The sequence below is a fragment of the Cyclobacterium sp. genome, assembly GCF_014762705.1.
GTDB lineage: Bacteria > Bacteroidota > Bacteroidia > Cytophagales > Cyclobacteriaceae > Cyclobacterium.
This window is the reverse complement of sequence record NZ_JABURL010000030.1, coordinates 1-15,504: the sequence shown is the minus strand read 5'-3', so window position 1 is coordinate 15,504 and position 15,504 is coordinate 1. Positions and strand designations below refer to the sequence as shown.

General features: G+C 43.4%; 13 protein-coding genes. 5 read left to right on the top strand and 8 right to left on the bottom strand.

Going from position 1 to position 15,504, the window contains the following annotated elements:
* Positions 1-403: 403 nt before the first annotated feature.
* Complete coding sequence (locus HUJ21_RS05410) at positions 404-823, bottom strand: DUF6249 domain-containing protein (RefSeq protein WP_291367933.1); 420 nt, start codon at positions 821-823, stop codon at positions 404-406.
* A 228-nt stretch (positions 824-1,051) separates the two neighbouring features.
* On the opposite strand from HUJ21_RS05410, the gene HUJ21_RS05405 reads away from it, so the two are divergent.
* Complete coding sequence (locus HUJ21_RS05405; RefSeq protein WP_291367932.1) at positions 1,052-1,414, top strand: hypothetical protein; 363 nt, start codon at positions 1,052-1,054, stop codon at positions 1,412-1,414.
* 42 nt (positions 1,415-1,456) lie between these two features.
* On the opposite strand, the gene gndA is transcribed toward HUJ21_RS05405, so the two are convergent.
* Complete coding sequence (gene gndA, locus HUJ21_RS05400) at positions 1,457-3,355, bottom strand: NADP-dependent phosphogluconate dehydrogenase (protein WP_291367931.1); 1,899 nt, start codon at positions 3,353-3,355, stop codon at positions 1,457-1,459.
* Between the two features lie 100 nt (positions 3,356-3,455).
* On the opposite strand from gndA, the gene mnmA reads away from it, so the two are divergent.
* The 3 genes from mnmA to HUJ21_RS05385 all read left to right on the top strand — a co-directional run bounded on the left by mnmA (position 3,456) and on the right by HUJ21_RS05385 (position 7,056).
* On the top strand, positions 3,456-4,688 hold the full coding sequence (gene mnmA, locus HUJ21_RS05395; RefSeq protein WP_291367934.1) for a tRNA 2-thiouridine(34) synthase MnmA: 1,233 nt from the start codon (positions 3,456-3,458) through the stop codon (positions 4,686-4,688).
* Position 4,689: 1 nt separating this feature from the next.
* Positions 4,690-5,406, top strand: a complete 717-nt coding sequence (locus tag HUJ21_RS05390; RefSeq protein WP_291367930.1) for a pseudouridine synthase — start codon at positions 4,690-4,692, stop codon at positions 5,404-5,406.
* Positions 5,407-5,571: 165 nt separating this feature from the next.
* Complete coding sequence (locus HUJ21_RS05385; protein ID WP_291367929.1) at positions 5,572-7,056, top strand: M28 family peptidase; 1,485 nt, start codon at positions 5,572-5,574, stop codon at positions 7,054-7,056.
* Positions 7,057-7,355: 299 nt separating this feature from the next.
* On the opposite strand, the gene HUJ21_RS05380 is transcribed toward HUJ21_RS05385, so the two are convergent.
* On the bottom strand, positions 7,356-7,592 hold the full coding sequence (locus tag HUJ21_RS05380; RefSeq protein WP_291367928.1) for a DUF2188 domain-containing protein: 237 nt from the start codon (positions 7,590-7,592) through the stop codon (positions 7,356-7,358).
* Positions 7,593-8,360: 768 nt separating this feature from the next.
* Between HUJ21_RS05380 and HUJ21_RS05375 the strand changes: the two genes are divergently transcribed.
* Positions 8,361-10,472 (top strand): PQQ-binding-like beta-propeller repeat protein, encoded by a 2,112-nt coding sequence (locus HUJ21_RS05375; protein WP_291367927.1) that lies wholly within the window; start codon positions 8,361-8,363, stop codon positions 10,470-10,472.
* 243 nt (positions 10,473-10,715) lie between these two features.
* On the opposite strand, the gene HUJ21_RS05370 is transcribed toward HUJ21_RS05375, so the two are convergent.
* The 5 genes from HUJ21_RS05370 to HUJ21_RS05350 all read right to left on the bottom strand — a co-directional run bounded on the left by HUJ21_RS05370 (position 10,716) and on the right by HUJ21_RS05350 (position 15,255).
* Complete coding sequence (locus HUJ21_RS05370; RefSeq protein WP_291367926.1) at positions 10,716-11,084, bottom strand: transcriptional regulator; 369 nt, start codon at positions 11,082-11,084, stop codon at positions 10,716-10,718.
* A gap of 10 nt (positions 11,085-11,094) precedes the next feature.
* Complete coding sequence (locus HUJ21_RS05365) at positions 11,095-11,391, bottom strand: type II toxin-antitoxin system HigB family toxin (protein WP_291367925.1); 297 nt, start codon at positions 11,389-11,391, stop codon at positions 11,095-11,097.
* Positions 11,392-11,886: 495 nt separating this feature from the next.
* Positions 11,887-12,597 carry an SIR2 family protein gene (locus tag HUJ21_RS05360; RefSeq protein WP_291367924.1) on the bottom strand — a complete coding sequence of 237 codons (711 nt, stop codon included), beginning with the start codon at positions 12,595-12,597 and terminating at the stop codon, positions 11,887-11,889.
* A gap of 69 nt (positions 12,598-12,666) precedes the next feature.
* Positions 12,667-13,170, bottom strand: coding sequence for a hypothetical protein (locus tag HUJ21_RS05355; protein WP_291367923.1), 504 nt, complete (start codon positions 13,168-13,170; stop codon positions 12,667-12,669).
* A 192-nt stretch (positions 13,171-13,362) separates the two neighbouring features.
* A complete protein-coding gene (locus tag HUJ21_RS05350; RefSeq protein ID WP_291367922.1) occupies positions 13,363-15,255 on the bottom strand; it encodes an exo-alpha-sialidase in 1,893 nt (630 codons plus the stop codon).
* Between the last annotated feature and the right edge of the window lie 249 nt (positions 15,256-15,504).

Below are 15,504 nucleotides of genomic sequence, written 5' to 3'. Positions count from 1 at the left end.
CAGGCCCGACAAAAAACCGGGGTGCGCAGGAGGCTTGTGGGAGGAAGGATTTTTTTGTCTTGATTTCCTGCCTACCGGCAGGCAGGTTTGGTACTTTTATCAAGGAAAAAGTACAATAGAAACAAGCTAAAATACCATAAATAGCCTTTGACTCAACATTATCCATTAAACAATGAGAAGTTTATATTCCCATATAATGCAAAAAACCTATCGTCATCCCGATTTCTGCCTTTTTTAAAAAGTCAGGTCTTGGAATGGTGTATTTTTAACGAAATTCAGTCGAACTCAGGTCAAAAGTAAAAATGGAAGCTCCTACCCAGTCTGTTTATTGACAGGGAAGGAGCTTTCCAGTTAATTTTCAAAGGCTTGAAGACGCATTGTGAAAAAGGTTCAGGAAACAAAACTATACGGTGCTATCCCGCATTTCCAGTTTTGTCAACTCATCATCCTTTCGAATAAGCTTTCTAACTACAAAAAAGCTGATGATAAGGGCCGCTCCCATAAAAATAAAAATGGAGGTGAAATATGCCTGAGGGAAACTTCTGTTAAAACGGTCTGGATTTGAGGTCTTCGAAATCTCTATCATATAGTTTTCCAACGCATAGCCTGATATTATGCCCAAACCAATGGCGAAAAATACGAATCCAAGGATAATTACAATATAAATGCTGTAATTTCTTGATTTCTTCCTTGAATAAAACAAAGAGGCCTCTGCTCCTGAGGAGATCAATGCCAGCCTTTCGCTATTTCTGGTTTTAAGGTAATAAAACCAAATACCGAATGCGGTGGCGAAAAACGAAATGAAAACAATTGAAACTGCCATATTTTTTTTAATTTAGTAAATGATAATAATTCATTGTTATTTATCTGCTTTGACAAAGTATCCCGGGGTAAGGTTACAGGTAGTGCAGATTTATAGGTAAAAAATATTTTTCTTTAATAAAATTGTAACCTGAATGGAAGCCTCCTTGTCTAAACGATCAATGACAGGGGAATTTAATCATGAAAAAATAAAAACCATTCAAATGCTTAATGAGGAGGTTAAGCATCTATGAAGATCGAAGACAAGGATTTTAGTCAATATTACAAGGAAATACCGCCTTTGGAGAAGGATTTGTCCGACTCCATTCTACAAAGAATACAATCTCAAAAAGAGGTACAGCTCCACCCTGCCACCATGCCGTCCCTTTTGCTTTGGGGAATAATCGGTATTCTATTGGGACTAATGGCTATTGGCCTTTCCATGGTCGAAAATATAAGCTTAAACCTATGGGAAAATATCCAGATTCCCAGTTTTCCCAACCTTCCTGATTTGGAAGTAACTCCAATTTTAATGGTCATCATGCCTACCCTGGCCATCGTTATCTGGTTTCTAATATTGATGGAGAAAAAAATCATGAAAGCAATACTTTAATATTTCCACATAAGGAAACTTAATAAATTCTTACTTTTAAAACTACTCTTTCCATTGGGTATGAAATGATTCTCCAGGATCCCTGTCTGTGCGCTGATAGGTATGGGCACCAAAATAATCCCTTTGGGCCTGGATCAGATTGGCAGCAGAATAACCCGTAATGCAAGACAGGAAATAATTGATGGAACTGGATAAAACGGGTACGGCAAATCCATGCTGCAGGGCCTGACCAACGACATAAGAAAGATCATTTTGGTAACCTTTCAATGCCCTGACAGCTTCGTCGTGCAAAATCAACCGGTTGCTCTCGGTAAATATATCCACCAATTCTTCCATCAGAAAAGACCGGATGATACAGCCATTGGTCCATATCCGTGCAATTTCTGAAAAATTCAGCTCCCATTTATTTTTTTCCGATACCTCCAGCATCAGCGAAAAGCCGGTTTCATGGTTGATGATTCTGGCTGCCTGATAGGCTTTCTGCAACTTGTCCAAAAAGGGTTCTTCCTCCTCAATTCCAGTCAATTTTTCTGATCCATACATGCCTGATGCAATCATTCGAAAGGCCTTCCTGGAAGAGATATTCCTTGCCATTACGGCCTCCGTCAACCCACTATAGGGTACCCCATACTCCAAAGCCGTATTGACTGACCAGCCTCCAGTGCCTTTTTGAGCTGCCTGATCCAGAATTTTATCCAGCAACAATCCCCCATCTTCTTCTTTTCTGAGGATGTCTATAGTAATTTCCAACAGGTAATTGGAGAGATCACCTTCCATCCAGGTTTCGAAAATAGTGGCTATGCTTTGCGGAGCCAAATCCAGGTAATACCGCATCAGATTATATACTTCGGCAATGACCTGCATTTCTCCATACTCTATGCTGTTGTGCACCATTTTCACAAAATGCCCGGCACCTTCAGGACCTACGTATGTCAGGCAGGGTTTGCCCCGGTAATCCTTTGCGGCGATTTTTTCCAGAAATGGCGCTACCAGCACATACCCTTCCTTACTGCCTCCTGGCATAATGGCCGGTCCTTTCCTGGCTCCTTCCTCCCCTCCTGAAACCCCTGCTCCTAAGAACAAAATTCCCTTCTCCTTCAGATAGGTCGCTCTTTTTGTGGTATCCTTGTAAAAGGAATTTCCACCATCTATCAGTACATCACCGGGCTCCAGGTAAGGCAATAGTTCTTCCACCTGCATGTCCACTGCCGTACCTGCCGGAATCATCAGCATGATTTTTTTGGGAGAAGTCAAAGATTCCAAAAAAGGAACCAATTGGTCAAAGGCCTTCATATTTTCGTAGCCTGGGTTTGCCTCCAGTACTTTTTCGGCAATTTTTTCTTCCTTACCTGCTAAGTGGCGATTGTAAATAGAAATCCTGCTGCCTGTATCAGCAAGATTAAGGGCCAGGCTTTTCCCCATAACCCCCATTCCTATGATTCCGAATTCAGACATATTTTCCAAGGTATTGATCTTTTTTACGATTTCAGCAACTATTTTTTTCGGTTTTTTATCGATGGAAATTCTCCATCCATAATCAGGCTTTTCCAAGGTAGCCAATTGTGAATCCAATAAAGCCGGATTCATAAAATGTCCTATCCTTTTTGCCAACCTCGATTTGATCAGGGATTTGCTGCCATCCAACAATACCCAATGCATATCGGGAACAACCTTCAGAATTTTCCTGTACTTTTCATTTAAAGCTGAACAGGCCAATACTGCCCCGCCCTTTTTATTCCATTCGAGTATATTGTTGGCCAAATTTTCAAGCCAGGGAATGCGGTCCTCATCGGTCAATGGAATTCCCGCATTCATTTTTTTCTTATTGGCCGCAGGATGGAAATGGTCTCCGTCATAAAAAGGAAGTTCCAGGGTATTGGCAAGTGCTACACCAATGGTAGATTTTCCGCAACCAGTAACACCGTAAACGATTACAATCATATACGAAATTAATAAAATTCAGCAGGAACAAAGGTTATAAATGCTAATTTTGAAAATCTGAACCATATCTTACAGATATACTGTTATAAAAAATATTTTGATCAGGGATAATTTGGCTATGCATCAGCACAAAAAAAGAGTGGTAGTAGGACTTTCCGGAGGAGTAGACAGCTCCGTGGCAGCCTACCTGCTAAAAGAAAAAGGGTATGAAGTAATCGGGCTGTTCATGAAAAACTGGCACGATGAATCAGTGACCATATCCAATGAATGCCCCTGGGTAGAGGACAGCACAGATGCCATGCTGGTAGCCCAAAAACTGGGCATTCCTTTTCAGGCCATTGACCTGAGCGAGGAGTATCGGGTCAGGATTGTCGATTACATGTTTGCTGAATACAAAGAAGGAAGAACTCCCAATCCTGATATCCTTTGCAACAGGGAGATTAAGTTTGATATTTTTTTAAAGGCAGCCATGAAACTCAAAGCAGATTTCGTTGCCACGGGGCATTACTGTCAAAAAGAGGTAATGGAAATCAATGGCAAGAATACCTACCGCTTACTGGCCGGGGCAGACCGCAATAAGGATCAAAGCTATTTTTTATGTCAATTAAACCAGGACCAACTTGCCAAAGCCCTTTTCCCAATCGGTCACCTGCAAAAAGCCGAAGTGAGGGAAATTGCAAGGGAGCTGGATCTGGTAACTGCCGATAAAAAAGACAGCCAGGGGCTTTGTTTTATCGGGAAAGTCAGGTTACCTGAATTTTTACAGCAGCAACTGAAGCCGGTAAAAGGGAAAATAGTAGCCATACCTGCATCATCTCCCATATATGAGAACAAAGGCATTCCTGTGGGTTTTGCGCCCGAAGATATTGACCAGGAGGTTTTGGAAGAAAGCTGCATGGCTTATACCTACCGTGAAAGTGATGGGGATATCGTAGGTGAACACAATGGAGCCCATTATTTTACGGTAGGTCAAAGGAAAGGCCTGAATGTAGGTGGTACGGGAAAACCCTTATTTGTCATTGCCACAGATACCCGGGAAAACATCATATATACCGGATTGGGAGAAGAACATCCGGGATTACTGCGCAATGGACTCTTCGTAAAATCAGAAGAAATCCACTGGATAAGACCGGATAAAAGGCTTGAAGTGGGCGAAACTGCCCATTACCAGGCCAGGATCCGGTACCGCCAACCCCTTTCAACTGCCACATTGCTGATGAAAGCGGAGGGATTGTATGTGCTTTTCGAAAAAGCCCAAAGGGGAATTGCAGCGGGGCAGTTTGTCGCCTGGTATGAAGACGATGAGGCCATAGGATCAGGTACTATTTCCTGACATGACACAACTCCCCATTCTTTATGAAGATGAAAATTACCTGGCCATCAATAAACCGGTGGGGGTTTTGGTACACAAGACCCCATTGGAAAGAGACCCTGAAGCCTTGTTTGCGGTCCAAATACTGAGGCAACAAATGGGTTTCAAGGTATATCCTTTACACCGGATAGATCGGCCGACCTCAGGTATCCTTCTTTTTGCCAAAAATGGGCAGGCCGCCTCCAGACTGCAACCGCAGTTTGCCGGCAGCTCGATAAAAAAATATTACCTGAGCATCGTCCGGGGATTTATGCCGGAAGAACATGGTTTTATTGAGCAGCCCCTGGCCAAAGACCTGGAAAAGGATCTTCAGCCGGCTTTGACTGAATACTGGACAATGGCAAAAACAGAGATACCCTATGCTTCATCAAACAGGTATAGCTCAAGCAGGTACTCTCTGGTAAAAGTGTACCCCCATACCGGAAGGATGCACCAGATCAGGAGGCATTTTGCCCACATCAGGCATTATGTAATAGGTGATACAACCCATGGGGACAACAAACAAAACAAATTCATCAAGCAGCACTATAACAAGAGCCAGATGATGCTTCATGCCTGGAAAATGGAATTTGTGCATCCTTCCAACCAAGTGCTGGTAAAGATCACTGCCCATCCTCCGGATCATTTTATACAAACCGCCAAAGTTTTGGGCCTGAGCTCAGATTCATTTGATTACTAGTTTCTTTGGAATAAATTTATGTGTGAAATAAAAAATTAATATAAATGAAATTGACACGGTTAAAATCATCATTAAACACACAGGGCAATGATTATTTTAATCGTCAAAGATTCCCTGTCTGCCGATAGGCAGGCATATGACCGCTAAAAAAACAATAATAAACATATGAAAAACAGACATTTTCTCATTTGCTGTACATTCCTTTTCGGGATTGTATCCATCCCCTCAAAGGCCCAGAAGGAGGCCATTGACCAAACCATTCAGGAGGCTGAAGCCCTGTCTCATTTTAAGTTTTTGGCCGCTGATGAGTTAATGGGAAGGGATCCCGCCAGGCCTGAAATAGATATTGCAGCACTTTATATTGCCAATCAATTTGAGAAATACGGTGCCCGGCCTATGGAGGGCTTAAACGGGTATTATCAGCATGTACCTTTCATGTACTCCAGCCCTCCGGAAATTGGAGAAATCCATTGGAATCAGGACACATTAAACCATGGAGATGAGCTCCTGGTACTGGGAGGCCAGGACATTTCCGGTGAATTTGAACTGGTGGTGGCAGGCTATGGACTGGAAGAGGACTATGAAGGAAAGGACGTTGCCGGTAAATGGGTAGTAGTCAGGGTGGGTGCTCCTGACAGACTTTCTCCGGCCGAACTTTTTGCAGCGGGTAGGGAAAAGACAGCCCTTGCGCAAGAAAAAGGGGCACTGGGATTGATCGAAATGTACAATGTGCCCACCACTCCCTGGAGTCTTTTGGTGAATTACCTGAATAAACCGCAAATGGGTCTGGACACCAACCCGGATGCGGACAAGGCTTTTCCTTATTTGTGGATGAAGGACCTGAGCAGCGAAATCATCAATGCCATGAATTCAGGGGCCAATACCATGAATATACAGGTCAGCGGTAAAATCAACAAAAAGATCACCGGAAAAAATGTGGTAGCCTATATCCCGGGAACAGATGAAAAACTAAATGAGGAATATATCATGTTATCTGCCCATTATGACCATTTGGGGATAGGAACAGCCAATGCAGCAGGAGATTCCATTTATAATGGAGCCAGAGACAATGCCGTGGGAACGGCTGCTTTGATACAGGCAGCTGATTATTTTGGCGAGCATCCACCCAAAAGATCCGTCCTCCTCTGCGCCTGGACGGCAGAGGAAAAAGGTTTGCTGGGATCGGGATATTTTGCCGATAATCCGCCATTAGACTTATCAAATATCATTTTTAACCTCAATATCGATAATGCAGGCTACAATGATACCAGCTTGGTAACAGTAATTGGATTGGGAAGATCTTCTGCGGATCATCATATTTCGGAAGCTGCAGAAGCATTTGGTCTAAAAGCCCTTTCCGACCCGGCACCTGAACAAGGACTTTACGATCGCTCAGACAATGTGAATTTTGCCAAAAAAGGGATCCCCGCGCCTACCTTCAGCCTGGGTTTTACCGCTTTCGATCAGGATGTGGCGGCCCATTACCATCAGGTTACCGATCAGGTCGATAATTTTGACCTGGACTATGCCCTCAAGTATTGGAAATCCTTTATCCTTTCAGCGGAAAAAATTGCCAATGATCCCGACAAACCGCTTTGGATAGCCGGAGATAAATACGAATCTGTTTCCAAAACTTTATATGGGGATTGATTTGACCAAAAAAATGGCGTCTTTCTCCGGTTGATTTTTGAGTGCAGATCAGGTGAATTTGTTCAGGGTGTAAAACATGGACTCGCTGCGGCAAACTACTATTGCAAAAAGCCAGTATGCGGGGCAGGCAAGACTTGTTCAGCCTGCCTCGTGTTTTCTGAGTCAGACGTTTCAAGCGTAATTCTTGGATTAAAATTAAAGTTGACAACGGTAAAAATAAGTAGTCTTAACAACGGTAAATAGTCCTTATCGAAAGGGCAATTGATAAAAATGCTTTTTTTCGAAATCTTTTTGCCTCATTAACCTTTTTTATCCATTGGTGTAATAGGCTCGTTTACATAGGAATTGCGATTTTGGACTGTACCATCTTTCTTATGGATATACAACTCGGTCTTTTCACCACGACTGATTGTTTTTCCATATTTTACCGCTTCTTCTTTGGTACCAAAGCTTCTTAAAGCTCTGGCAGCCCCAGATTTTCTAACTGACCAACCATGATCTTTAGATGGAATAACGTGATTTGATTTCCTTGCCATATTTTTAATTATCAATCCAAATTAAATATACGAAAAGTTATAATTAGTAGTTCCATGTTGTTGAATATTTTCCAGTAAGACAATTTACCATAAGTTTTGTTTCTGTATCGAGCCTTCTATCATTAGAAATGGAACTCAACGCCATTAAAGTGTCCAGGACTGCATCTGTTAACTAAAACATAAAATTATTCCTGAGTATGAACCTGAGTCGAAGCATTTCGGTAGGCTGCGCATCTTTTGGCGTAAATAAAACCGTTGTTTAGACCGTCATCCTGACTCTAAAAAAAATTAACGCTCGCAAAAACTGTGAGGGGATGAATTGATAATAGGCCTAAGGTTCCGCTCAAGGACCGGAGCCGAAGGGGCGGTACGATGATTTAAGGGCAGGAATCCTACTGAATGATTGACTCGTCTGACCTGAGCCCTGAAGGGGCGGGAGCTCTCAGCGATGGGTGGAGCCCATCGCAAATAGCGTCCTATTTTGGTTCAGCTCTGAAGGAGCGTAATATTTTCCCCTATCCGGTAAGATAGATTGGAAAACATATTTTGCCCCTTCAGGGCTTGGGTTTGCGTTATTGATGGAGGCACAGGGCTTCACCCTGCGTTTTGGTATTTTGCCCCTTCAGGGCTTTAATTTGCATCATTGGATCACAGTCACCCCGGTTTCTACATTTTTTAAAAAGTTAATTCCCGGAATAACAGTTTTATGATTAAATTGGGCCGAACTCACGTTAACAATAAATGCAAAACATAATTACCCGGTAACCCATGGAAAACCACCCCCATTTTTCAACATACCACCTTATCACCCTTTGTTTCCTGGCTTTATATGGGTCTTCCTGTACGCAAACCACACCAGAAGGTGCCAGGGTTGATTGGGCAACGTACCTGGGTCACCCTAGCGGCAATCAGTACTCAACCCTGGATCAAATCAATAAAAGTAATGTGGCTCAATTGGAATTGGCCTGGACGTATAAAACCGGTGAGGCTGCCAATTACCAAACGAATAACCTGATAGTGGACGGTTGGCTATACACGGCTACCCCGAACAGCCGGGTGGTTGCATTGGATGGGGCGACAGGGAAGGAACAGTGGACATTTGATCCTTCCGGGGTTTATGAATCCCTTGCTGATGGGGATCAACGGGGGCTGATGTATTGGCATGATGGGGATGTTGGGCGCATTCTCACCATGAAAGGAAACCGGCTTTTTGCATTGAATGCCAAAACCGGTGAACCCATTGCTACTTTTGGCGAGAATGGATCCATTCACCTGGGTGAGAGCATGGACGTTTCGGGCAGGCCCAATGTAATGCTCAATACCCCCGGACAGATTTACAAGGACCTGTTTATCATTGGCGCCAATGTTGGGGAAGACGTCCCGGGTGCGGTGCGTGCCTTTGACATCCGTACCGGAAAGCGAAAGTGGATTTTTCACAGCTTGCCCAGGCCGGGTGAATTCGGATCCGATACCTGGCCGGCAAACTATCTGGAAAAAACAGGAGGCGCATCTGACTGGTCCGGTCTGGCGATCGATATACCACGTGGCATTGTCTATGTATCAACGGAAACGGCCGGTCCGGATTTTTACGGAGGAGATCGGTATGGAGAAAACCTATTCGCCAACTCCCTTATCGCGCTCGATGCGAATACAGGAAAACGACTTTGGCACCACCAACTCGTGCATCACGATCTTTGGGATATGGACATCCCCCAACCACCGACTTTGCTGACGGTAAAACATGAGGGTAAAGAGGTTGACATTGTTGCTGTAGGTACAAAAATGGGCCTTTTGTTCGTATATGAAAGGGTGACAGGAGAACCGCTTTGGCCGATTGAAGAACGTCCACAAGCCGCCACTAAAATCGACGAAATCCAAACCTGGCCCACACAACCTTTTCCAACAGCCCCGCCGCCATTGATGCGGCAGAAATATACGGCCGATGACTTTTCGACCATTTCTCCCAGGGCGCAGCAAATGAGCAAAGAAGTATTCCGTCAATCGGGAAACTATGGGGCCTACCCTCCCCCGGGTACAGAGCAAACGATCATGTTTCCCGGCTACGATGGGGGCATGGAATGGGGTGGCGCAGCCGCAGATCCTGAGGGAATACTGTATGTGAATGTGAATGAGATCCCCTGGTTTTACCAGCTGGTACCCACAAAAAAGGCCGATGGCAGCGCTTTACCTAATGGCGAAAAGCAATACCTGATCCATTGCGCCTCCTGTCACGGAACGGACCGTAAAGGCAATCCTGCCGGGAGCTTTCCTTCGCTAGAAAACGTCTCCAGCCGATTAACGAAAGAAACGGTAATGCAAATAATAAACAAAGGAGGCGGACGTATGCCCGCCTTTGACCAGGTCTCCCAAGCACGTCGGGAAGCCATCATTAGCTTCCTATTTGATGAAGAACCGGCTGTTAGCTCAGAAATCGAGCGGGATAAGCAAGCGCCACCTTATGTGTTCCGCGGTTTCCAACGCTGGAACGATGAGGAAGGATATCCCGCCATTAAGCCGCCCTGGGGGACACTCAATGCCGTGGACCTGAATACCGGCACCATCAAATGGAAAGTGCCACTGGGAGAATACGAGGAGTTGACGAAACGGGGAGTCCCAATCACCGGGACCGAAAATTATGGCGGGCCGGTGATAACAGCCGGAGGGCTGCTGTTTATTGCAGCCACTGCTGATGCCAAAATCCGGGCTTTTGATAAGGATAACGGCAAGGTACTCTGGGAATATCAATTGCCCGCTGAAGGACATGCCACGCCCAGTGTATATGCGGTGAATGGCAAACAATACCTGGCCATCTCTGTCGGCGGCTCAAAACTGAAACCCCACCCTGAGGGGACCGTGTTTGTATTTAGCCTCCCGGATTGAGGCAGTTTTGATTAAATCTCTTTCGTGAATATCGGTGTTTTTACCATGGTCCAATTCTGATTATTCAGTGCCACCGTAAACCGAAATCTAACTTTGCTTCGCTTCCCGAATGGTCACAAGTTTAACCCCCATACGATGCGCTGATGTAACAAACAAAATCAAACCAATTGAATTTTTTCTGATGACATTTTTATAGATTGGCGATGATATATAGGAATAAAAAAGACTCCCTTAAGAAAACGATTACCTGGATAATCTATAATCTGTGATCAATAGTCCAGGTGAAAGATTTAGTTTGATGGTTAAATTCCTGATCATTTCTACTGTTAATTTCCTTTTCCTGTTGAGTATTTCAGAGACCCTGCTTTTTCCCCCAATTTCATTTACCAGGTCTTTTTGTTTTAATTGCAACTCCTCCATCCTTATTTTTATGGCTTCAATAGGATCAGGAGCATCGATCGGATAATTTTTTTTTTCATAATCATCCACCATCAATCCAAGGATATCGGCTTCATCACTTTCCAAGGTACCTATAGGAGCATCAAAAATTTCCCCTAGCCTTTCAAGTGCTTTTTGGTAATCTGATTCTGATTTTATTGGTCTTAGTTCCATGGCTTTTCAATTAAATCGTATCTGCATCAATTTTATCATATTCACTATGCGTCCCAATAAACCGGATAAAAACCCACTGTTTCTCAAAATTGAATTTTGCTACCAGCCTGAACGAATTTCCTTTTATGTTAAATACAATCCTACTGTCTTTAAGGATGCTGGCATTTGCATAGGATTGTTTTACATCATTGGGCGTAAGCCACTTTGAACCAATCGCAGTATCATACCAGGTTTTTAAATACTGCTCTGATTCCGGGTGCTTTTCCCAAAACTTCCGTAAGGTGCTTTTAGCGAAAATTCTTTCCATTACTTCCTAGCTAATGCAAAGATATATCAAAATTCTCAAATTGGGAACTTTTAGCGTTGCTTTGATTTTTATATGGTTGCGAATCGGGTTAGGCAAGGGAACTTCACCCTTGCCTTCCCACAGAACTCCCGAAATATCGGCACAAGCTGTACGTGAAAGTCTCCCCTCACCCTCCCTGCCCCGTATTTAGAGGGAGACGCCCAAGCACGAGAGTGCGAAGGGGGCGCAAGCAGTGCTGGCATCCGAAGACCTTCCAATTTTAAGCTGCTGGGATATACACTTGTTCCGGCATACTAGAAAGGGGGCAAAGGAGGGCCGAGCGTAAAGAAAACTTTCTGTGAAAGTTTTTAGCGAGAGCCTGTCCCGATAGCACTGCGTATCGGGAGACCAGGATGCGAGTCAACCCTTACAGCCTGCCCCGTATTTTCAGGGTGTAGTGATGGTGTTGTGTGAGGCGCTCCTCGTCAGAGGAATCTGGCGGGGCCAACTACTTGATCAGGTGTTGTTGCTTTCAATTTCCAAGTAATCCTTAAATTTAAGAGTACAAACTATTACTCTGTCTTTAAAATAACTGAATTTGTTCTCCCCTATTTTTTTTGGATAAAGAGATTCGTTGTCAATAAATTGAAATATAGTTGAGTTAAGTTTTTTATCTAGTTCATTACTAATGAAAGATGGATCTATTATTTCCAAAATCAAATTTTTATTATAACGAAGAGCTGTTTTTAAACATTCATTTATATGCTCATCTCCAAAAGAGTACCCCACTATATATATTTTCCTTGCGTTACAACAATCTCTATCGAAGGATGAATGCATTTGTTTAAAAGGTGTTATCATGGCTTTTTGCGCTTTTTGATAACCTGTAATTATATTAGTCAGAAATACTGGTTTGCCCTTTTCAATTTGAACATTAGCTTGTACATCATTCATCGGTAGATGTGGAACACCTGTATATACAACTTCTGGATGTGGTAATCCTTTGTCATTTAATGGTAGCACTTTCCAGAATGCTGAACCATGAAGATTATAATGAATGTTGCAATTGGAATCATTAATAATTTTTGGAACGTCAGCTCTAAGCCCTTTTATATCATCAATGCTATTAGTAACGTTAAAACCCTCAAAGCAATCTATATTTACGTCATCAAGCAGAATTTTGAATATTCTGTCGTAGTTTAGTGTATACATTCTGAGAATACTCATTCTTTCAATCCCCTTAGCCCATTCTTTAAAATGATTACTTTGCTTTGAAAGCTTATCTAATACTGAATGTTAATCTGTGTGGTATGCATATTCTGATATTCTTTCATTTATTACCGTAATTATTAAAGCGAGTAAATGTTGAAGGAAAAATTGATTAGGATTTTCATCTTGATATGCCATTTTTGCCATATTATATTCTGATCCCGCTGGGATTTGTAATCTGTAACCGTGCTTCCTTTTTCCGCCTTTAATACTGAAATTTAATATAACATCTAGTTCATTATTTTTTAGAAAAGTCCGAAGTATAGAAGGCGTTTGAGTTTTTATGTTATGTTCTGAGTAATATACCGACAACTCCTCAATAACATTGATAATTGATTCGAAACTCACCTCTTCTTCACCATATCCACTATCGATCAATCTATTGTAGATGTATTCCGTAATTCTGGTTGTTGAATTTTTTATAGGAAATCCGTATTCTCTTGTAAGTTTAGTTAATTCATCAGTGAATGGTCCCTTCCAATCAATCATGGCACCTGCACCAAAAAGAAATATTTCTGCTTTTTTTTTCATTTTAGGCTTAAGCTGCGACTAAAGTACAGCTAATCTACACACTGCACTTTATTCGTCCTGAAACTGTAATCCAAATTAACTATGTTTTCACATTTAGTTAGTTTTCTTTGCCAAAATACTGAAATTTCCGCTCCAAAATGCCTACTCTTTCATTCCATGGAATTAAAGATACACTAGCCCATATTGATTCCATTACTCCCGGAATCGCTGGCTGGCCAGGACTTCGGTTACCATTAGCGCCCGATCGAAAAATCGCAGATAGTGCACCTCTCCATTAAGGGCAGGGCCTACCCGTAAGATAGGTGAACCTGCGGCAGACTGGAAATAGGGACTGAATCTGCCCCAGCCAAATTGCCTTTCTTCTCCCCCATCATTGAAGCGCCCGTCTAGCACAAATGCGATGATCTTCGGCCCTCCATCCACGATGATACTTACCTGATGGCGCTTACCGGCCTTCAATAATCCGGGATCAGCGCTCCAAACCGCAGTTGTCTGGCCATCATTCATTTGAAATTCCAACGTTTCATTTTCCGAAATGCTTATCCACCAGCCTTTGCCGGAAGCATCTCTGGTATCTGCCAAAACCTGGCCTTTACCGAGTTCATTCAGCACAAATCCCATTTCAATCGTAAAACCATTGCTGGTGTTTTTGCCCCTGTAATCTGCTGTGTTGGTATCTCTGATTCGAAAAGAAGGCATAACTGGTGCAGGCAGCTCAGCAGGTAGTGCTGCACCTTCTCCCTGCCAATCTATTTTTAGCCCGTCATTTACCGGGGAGACGGCGTCGAATTGATTCCAAAGGGTATTCAGAAAGCTGGTATCAATCTGATGCAGACGGGCAATGTCTTTCTGTGTTTCGGTAAAATAATAGTTGACCTCCGCCTCTATCAGGTCGGGATAACTTATTCTAATCAAGGGGTCATCATCGTACAGCAGGATTTCAGGTTGACTCCATTTGATGATTTGGCCAGCTTCACCAGGCACCTCCTTCCCTCCTGCTATCCACACGGGGTTTCTGTCATTGTAGCCAATGGATCCCGGATTGGGATGTTCCCGGATAAATCTACCGCCGTGATTGTGAAACCAATACAGAAATTTTCCGTTTTCACATTTCCAGGCAAAATTAGCCGCCCGGGGATGCTTCATCAAGCGGCCATCTGCATACCTCATGTACTGCGGAGGATCCCAGGTTTTGCCCTGATCCCGGCTGTAACTGTATACCGGATGCCCATCCAGCGAACGGTAAACCACAAAGAAGGAACCGTCACTCAATACACTATAACTGTGCTCAGCAGCGATCGGTCCTCCCTTTTCAGGGGTTCTCAGGCCAATATCTCCCTCGGGCAGGGTTTGCCATCTGGCATTTTCGGGGTCAGCTACATCAAACAAATTCTCACTTTTTAGCAGCACCCCTTCATTGGAGGTGAAAAACCCGTTCCCAAAGCCGCCTACTTTCGTCAGCGGAACAAAGGCAGATCCCTTATGTGCAAAGGCTTTTCCAACGTTCCAGAAAAACCGGATATCTCCCTGATAAGGATTGTTGCGATCTATTTCGAATTCCCGTACCGGAATGGTATACCTGCCTTCCGACCAGGTTTTGCCATGATCATCCGAATACTTGAAAACAAAATAGCCCTGACTGTCCACCCTTCTAACGACACCATCTTTATAGGGAGGATCATCTCCTTTCACCTCCCTGAGATTGTCCGTGTTGTGGTTATAAAACACAAATACCCTTCCTGAAGGCGCTTTCAAAAGCACGGCATAAGAAGCCTCAGGGCCATCTGCGGGTTCTATTTCTACCATTCCTTCCCAGCTCAGGCCCTGGTCAAAACTTCGCTGGCTGATGATATGCTGTCCACTGGCACCCTCATGCCCGGCTCCGGTAGTCATCACGCATAACCAGGCTCCGTCATTCGTTTTCACGATATAGGGCTGGTCACTGTAGCTTTTGTCAGGAATGACCAGGCCATTTTCAATATTTCTCCAATCATTAGCCTGGGCTAAAGCAGAAGCTGCATTGCCTGCAAAGGTCAAAATTAACAGACCAACCAGAATTGGGCTTAAGGTAAATTTTATGCTCATTGGGTTAAAATCAAACAAAACAAGATGCATCAATAAATGGCTTACTAGTTAAGTTAAAAAACGGATAAAGCCGAAATTAATACGGTAAAAAAATGAATAAAAACATACGGATTGAGGACAAATCCAACTTGGATGGGGGATATGGATACCTGCGGTTTACCAGTACCAATATTGACGAGTAGTATTTTCAGTCCGTTTAAATGGCACCTATTCGGCTTCAATACTGCCTTTCAGCTAATCCCCCTTTTA

Excerpts from the sequence above, each read along its gene's own strand:
- HUJ21_RS05385 (WP_291367929.1), top strand. The coding sequence starts at position 5,572 with ATGAAAAACAGACATTTTCTCATTTGCTGTACATTCCTTTTCGGGATT.
- gndA (WP_291367931.1), bottom strand. The coding sequence starts at position 3,355 with ATGATTGTAATCGTTTACGGTGTTACTGGTTGCGGAAAATCTACCATT.
- HUJ21_RS05380 (WP_291367928.1), bottom strand. The coding sequence starts at position 7,592 with ATGGCAAGGAAATCAAATCACGTTATTCCATCTAAAGATCATGGTTGG.
- HUJ21_RS05355 (WP_291367923.1), bottom strand. The coding sequence starts at position 13,170 with ATGAAAAAAAAAGCAGAAATATTTCTTTTTGGTGCAGGTGCCATGATT.
- HUJ21_RS05410 (WP_291367933.1), bottom strand. The coding sequence starts at position 823 with ATGGCAGTTTCAATTGTTTTCATTTCGTTTTTCGCCACCGCATTCGGT.
- HUJ21_RS05360 (WP_291367924.1), bottom strand. The coding sequence starts at position 12,597 with ATGAGTATTCTCAGAATGTATACACTAAACTACGACAGAATATTCAAA.
- HUJ21_RS05365 (WP_291367925.1), bottom strand. The coding sequence starts at position 11,391 with ATGGAAAGAATTTTCGCTAAAAGCACCTTACGGAAGTTTTGGGAAAAG.
- HUJ21_RS05350 (WP_291367922.1), bottom strand. The coding sequence starts at position 15,255 with ATGAGCATAAAATTTACCTTAAGCCCAATTCTGGTTGGTCTGTTAATT.
- HUJ21_RS05375 (WP_291367927.1), top strand. The coding sequence starts at position 8,361 with ATGGAAAACCACCCCCATTTTTCAACATACCACCTTATCACCCTTTGT.
- HUJ21_RS05370 (WP_291367926.1), bottom strand. The coding sequence starts at position 11,084 with ATGGAACTAAGACCAATAAAATCAGAATCAGATTACCAAAAAGCACTT.
- HUJ21_RS05405 (WP_291367932.1), top strand. The coding sequence starts at position 1,052 with ATGAAGATCGAAGACAAGGATTTTAGTCAATATTACAAGGAAATACCG.
- HUJ21_RS05390 (WP_291367930.1), top strand. The coding sequence starts at position 4,690 with ATGACACAACTCCCCATTCTTTATGAAGATGAAAATTACCTGGCCATC.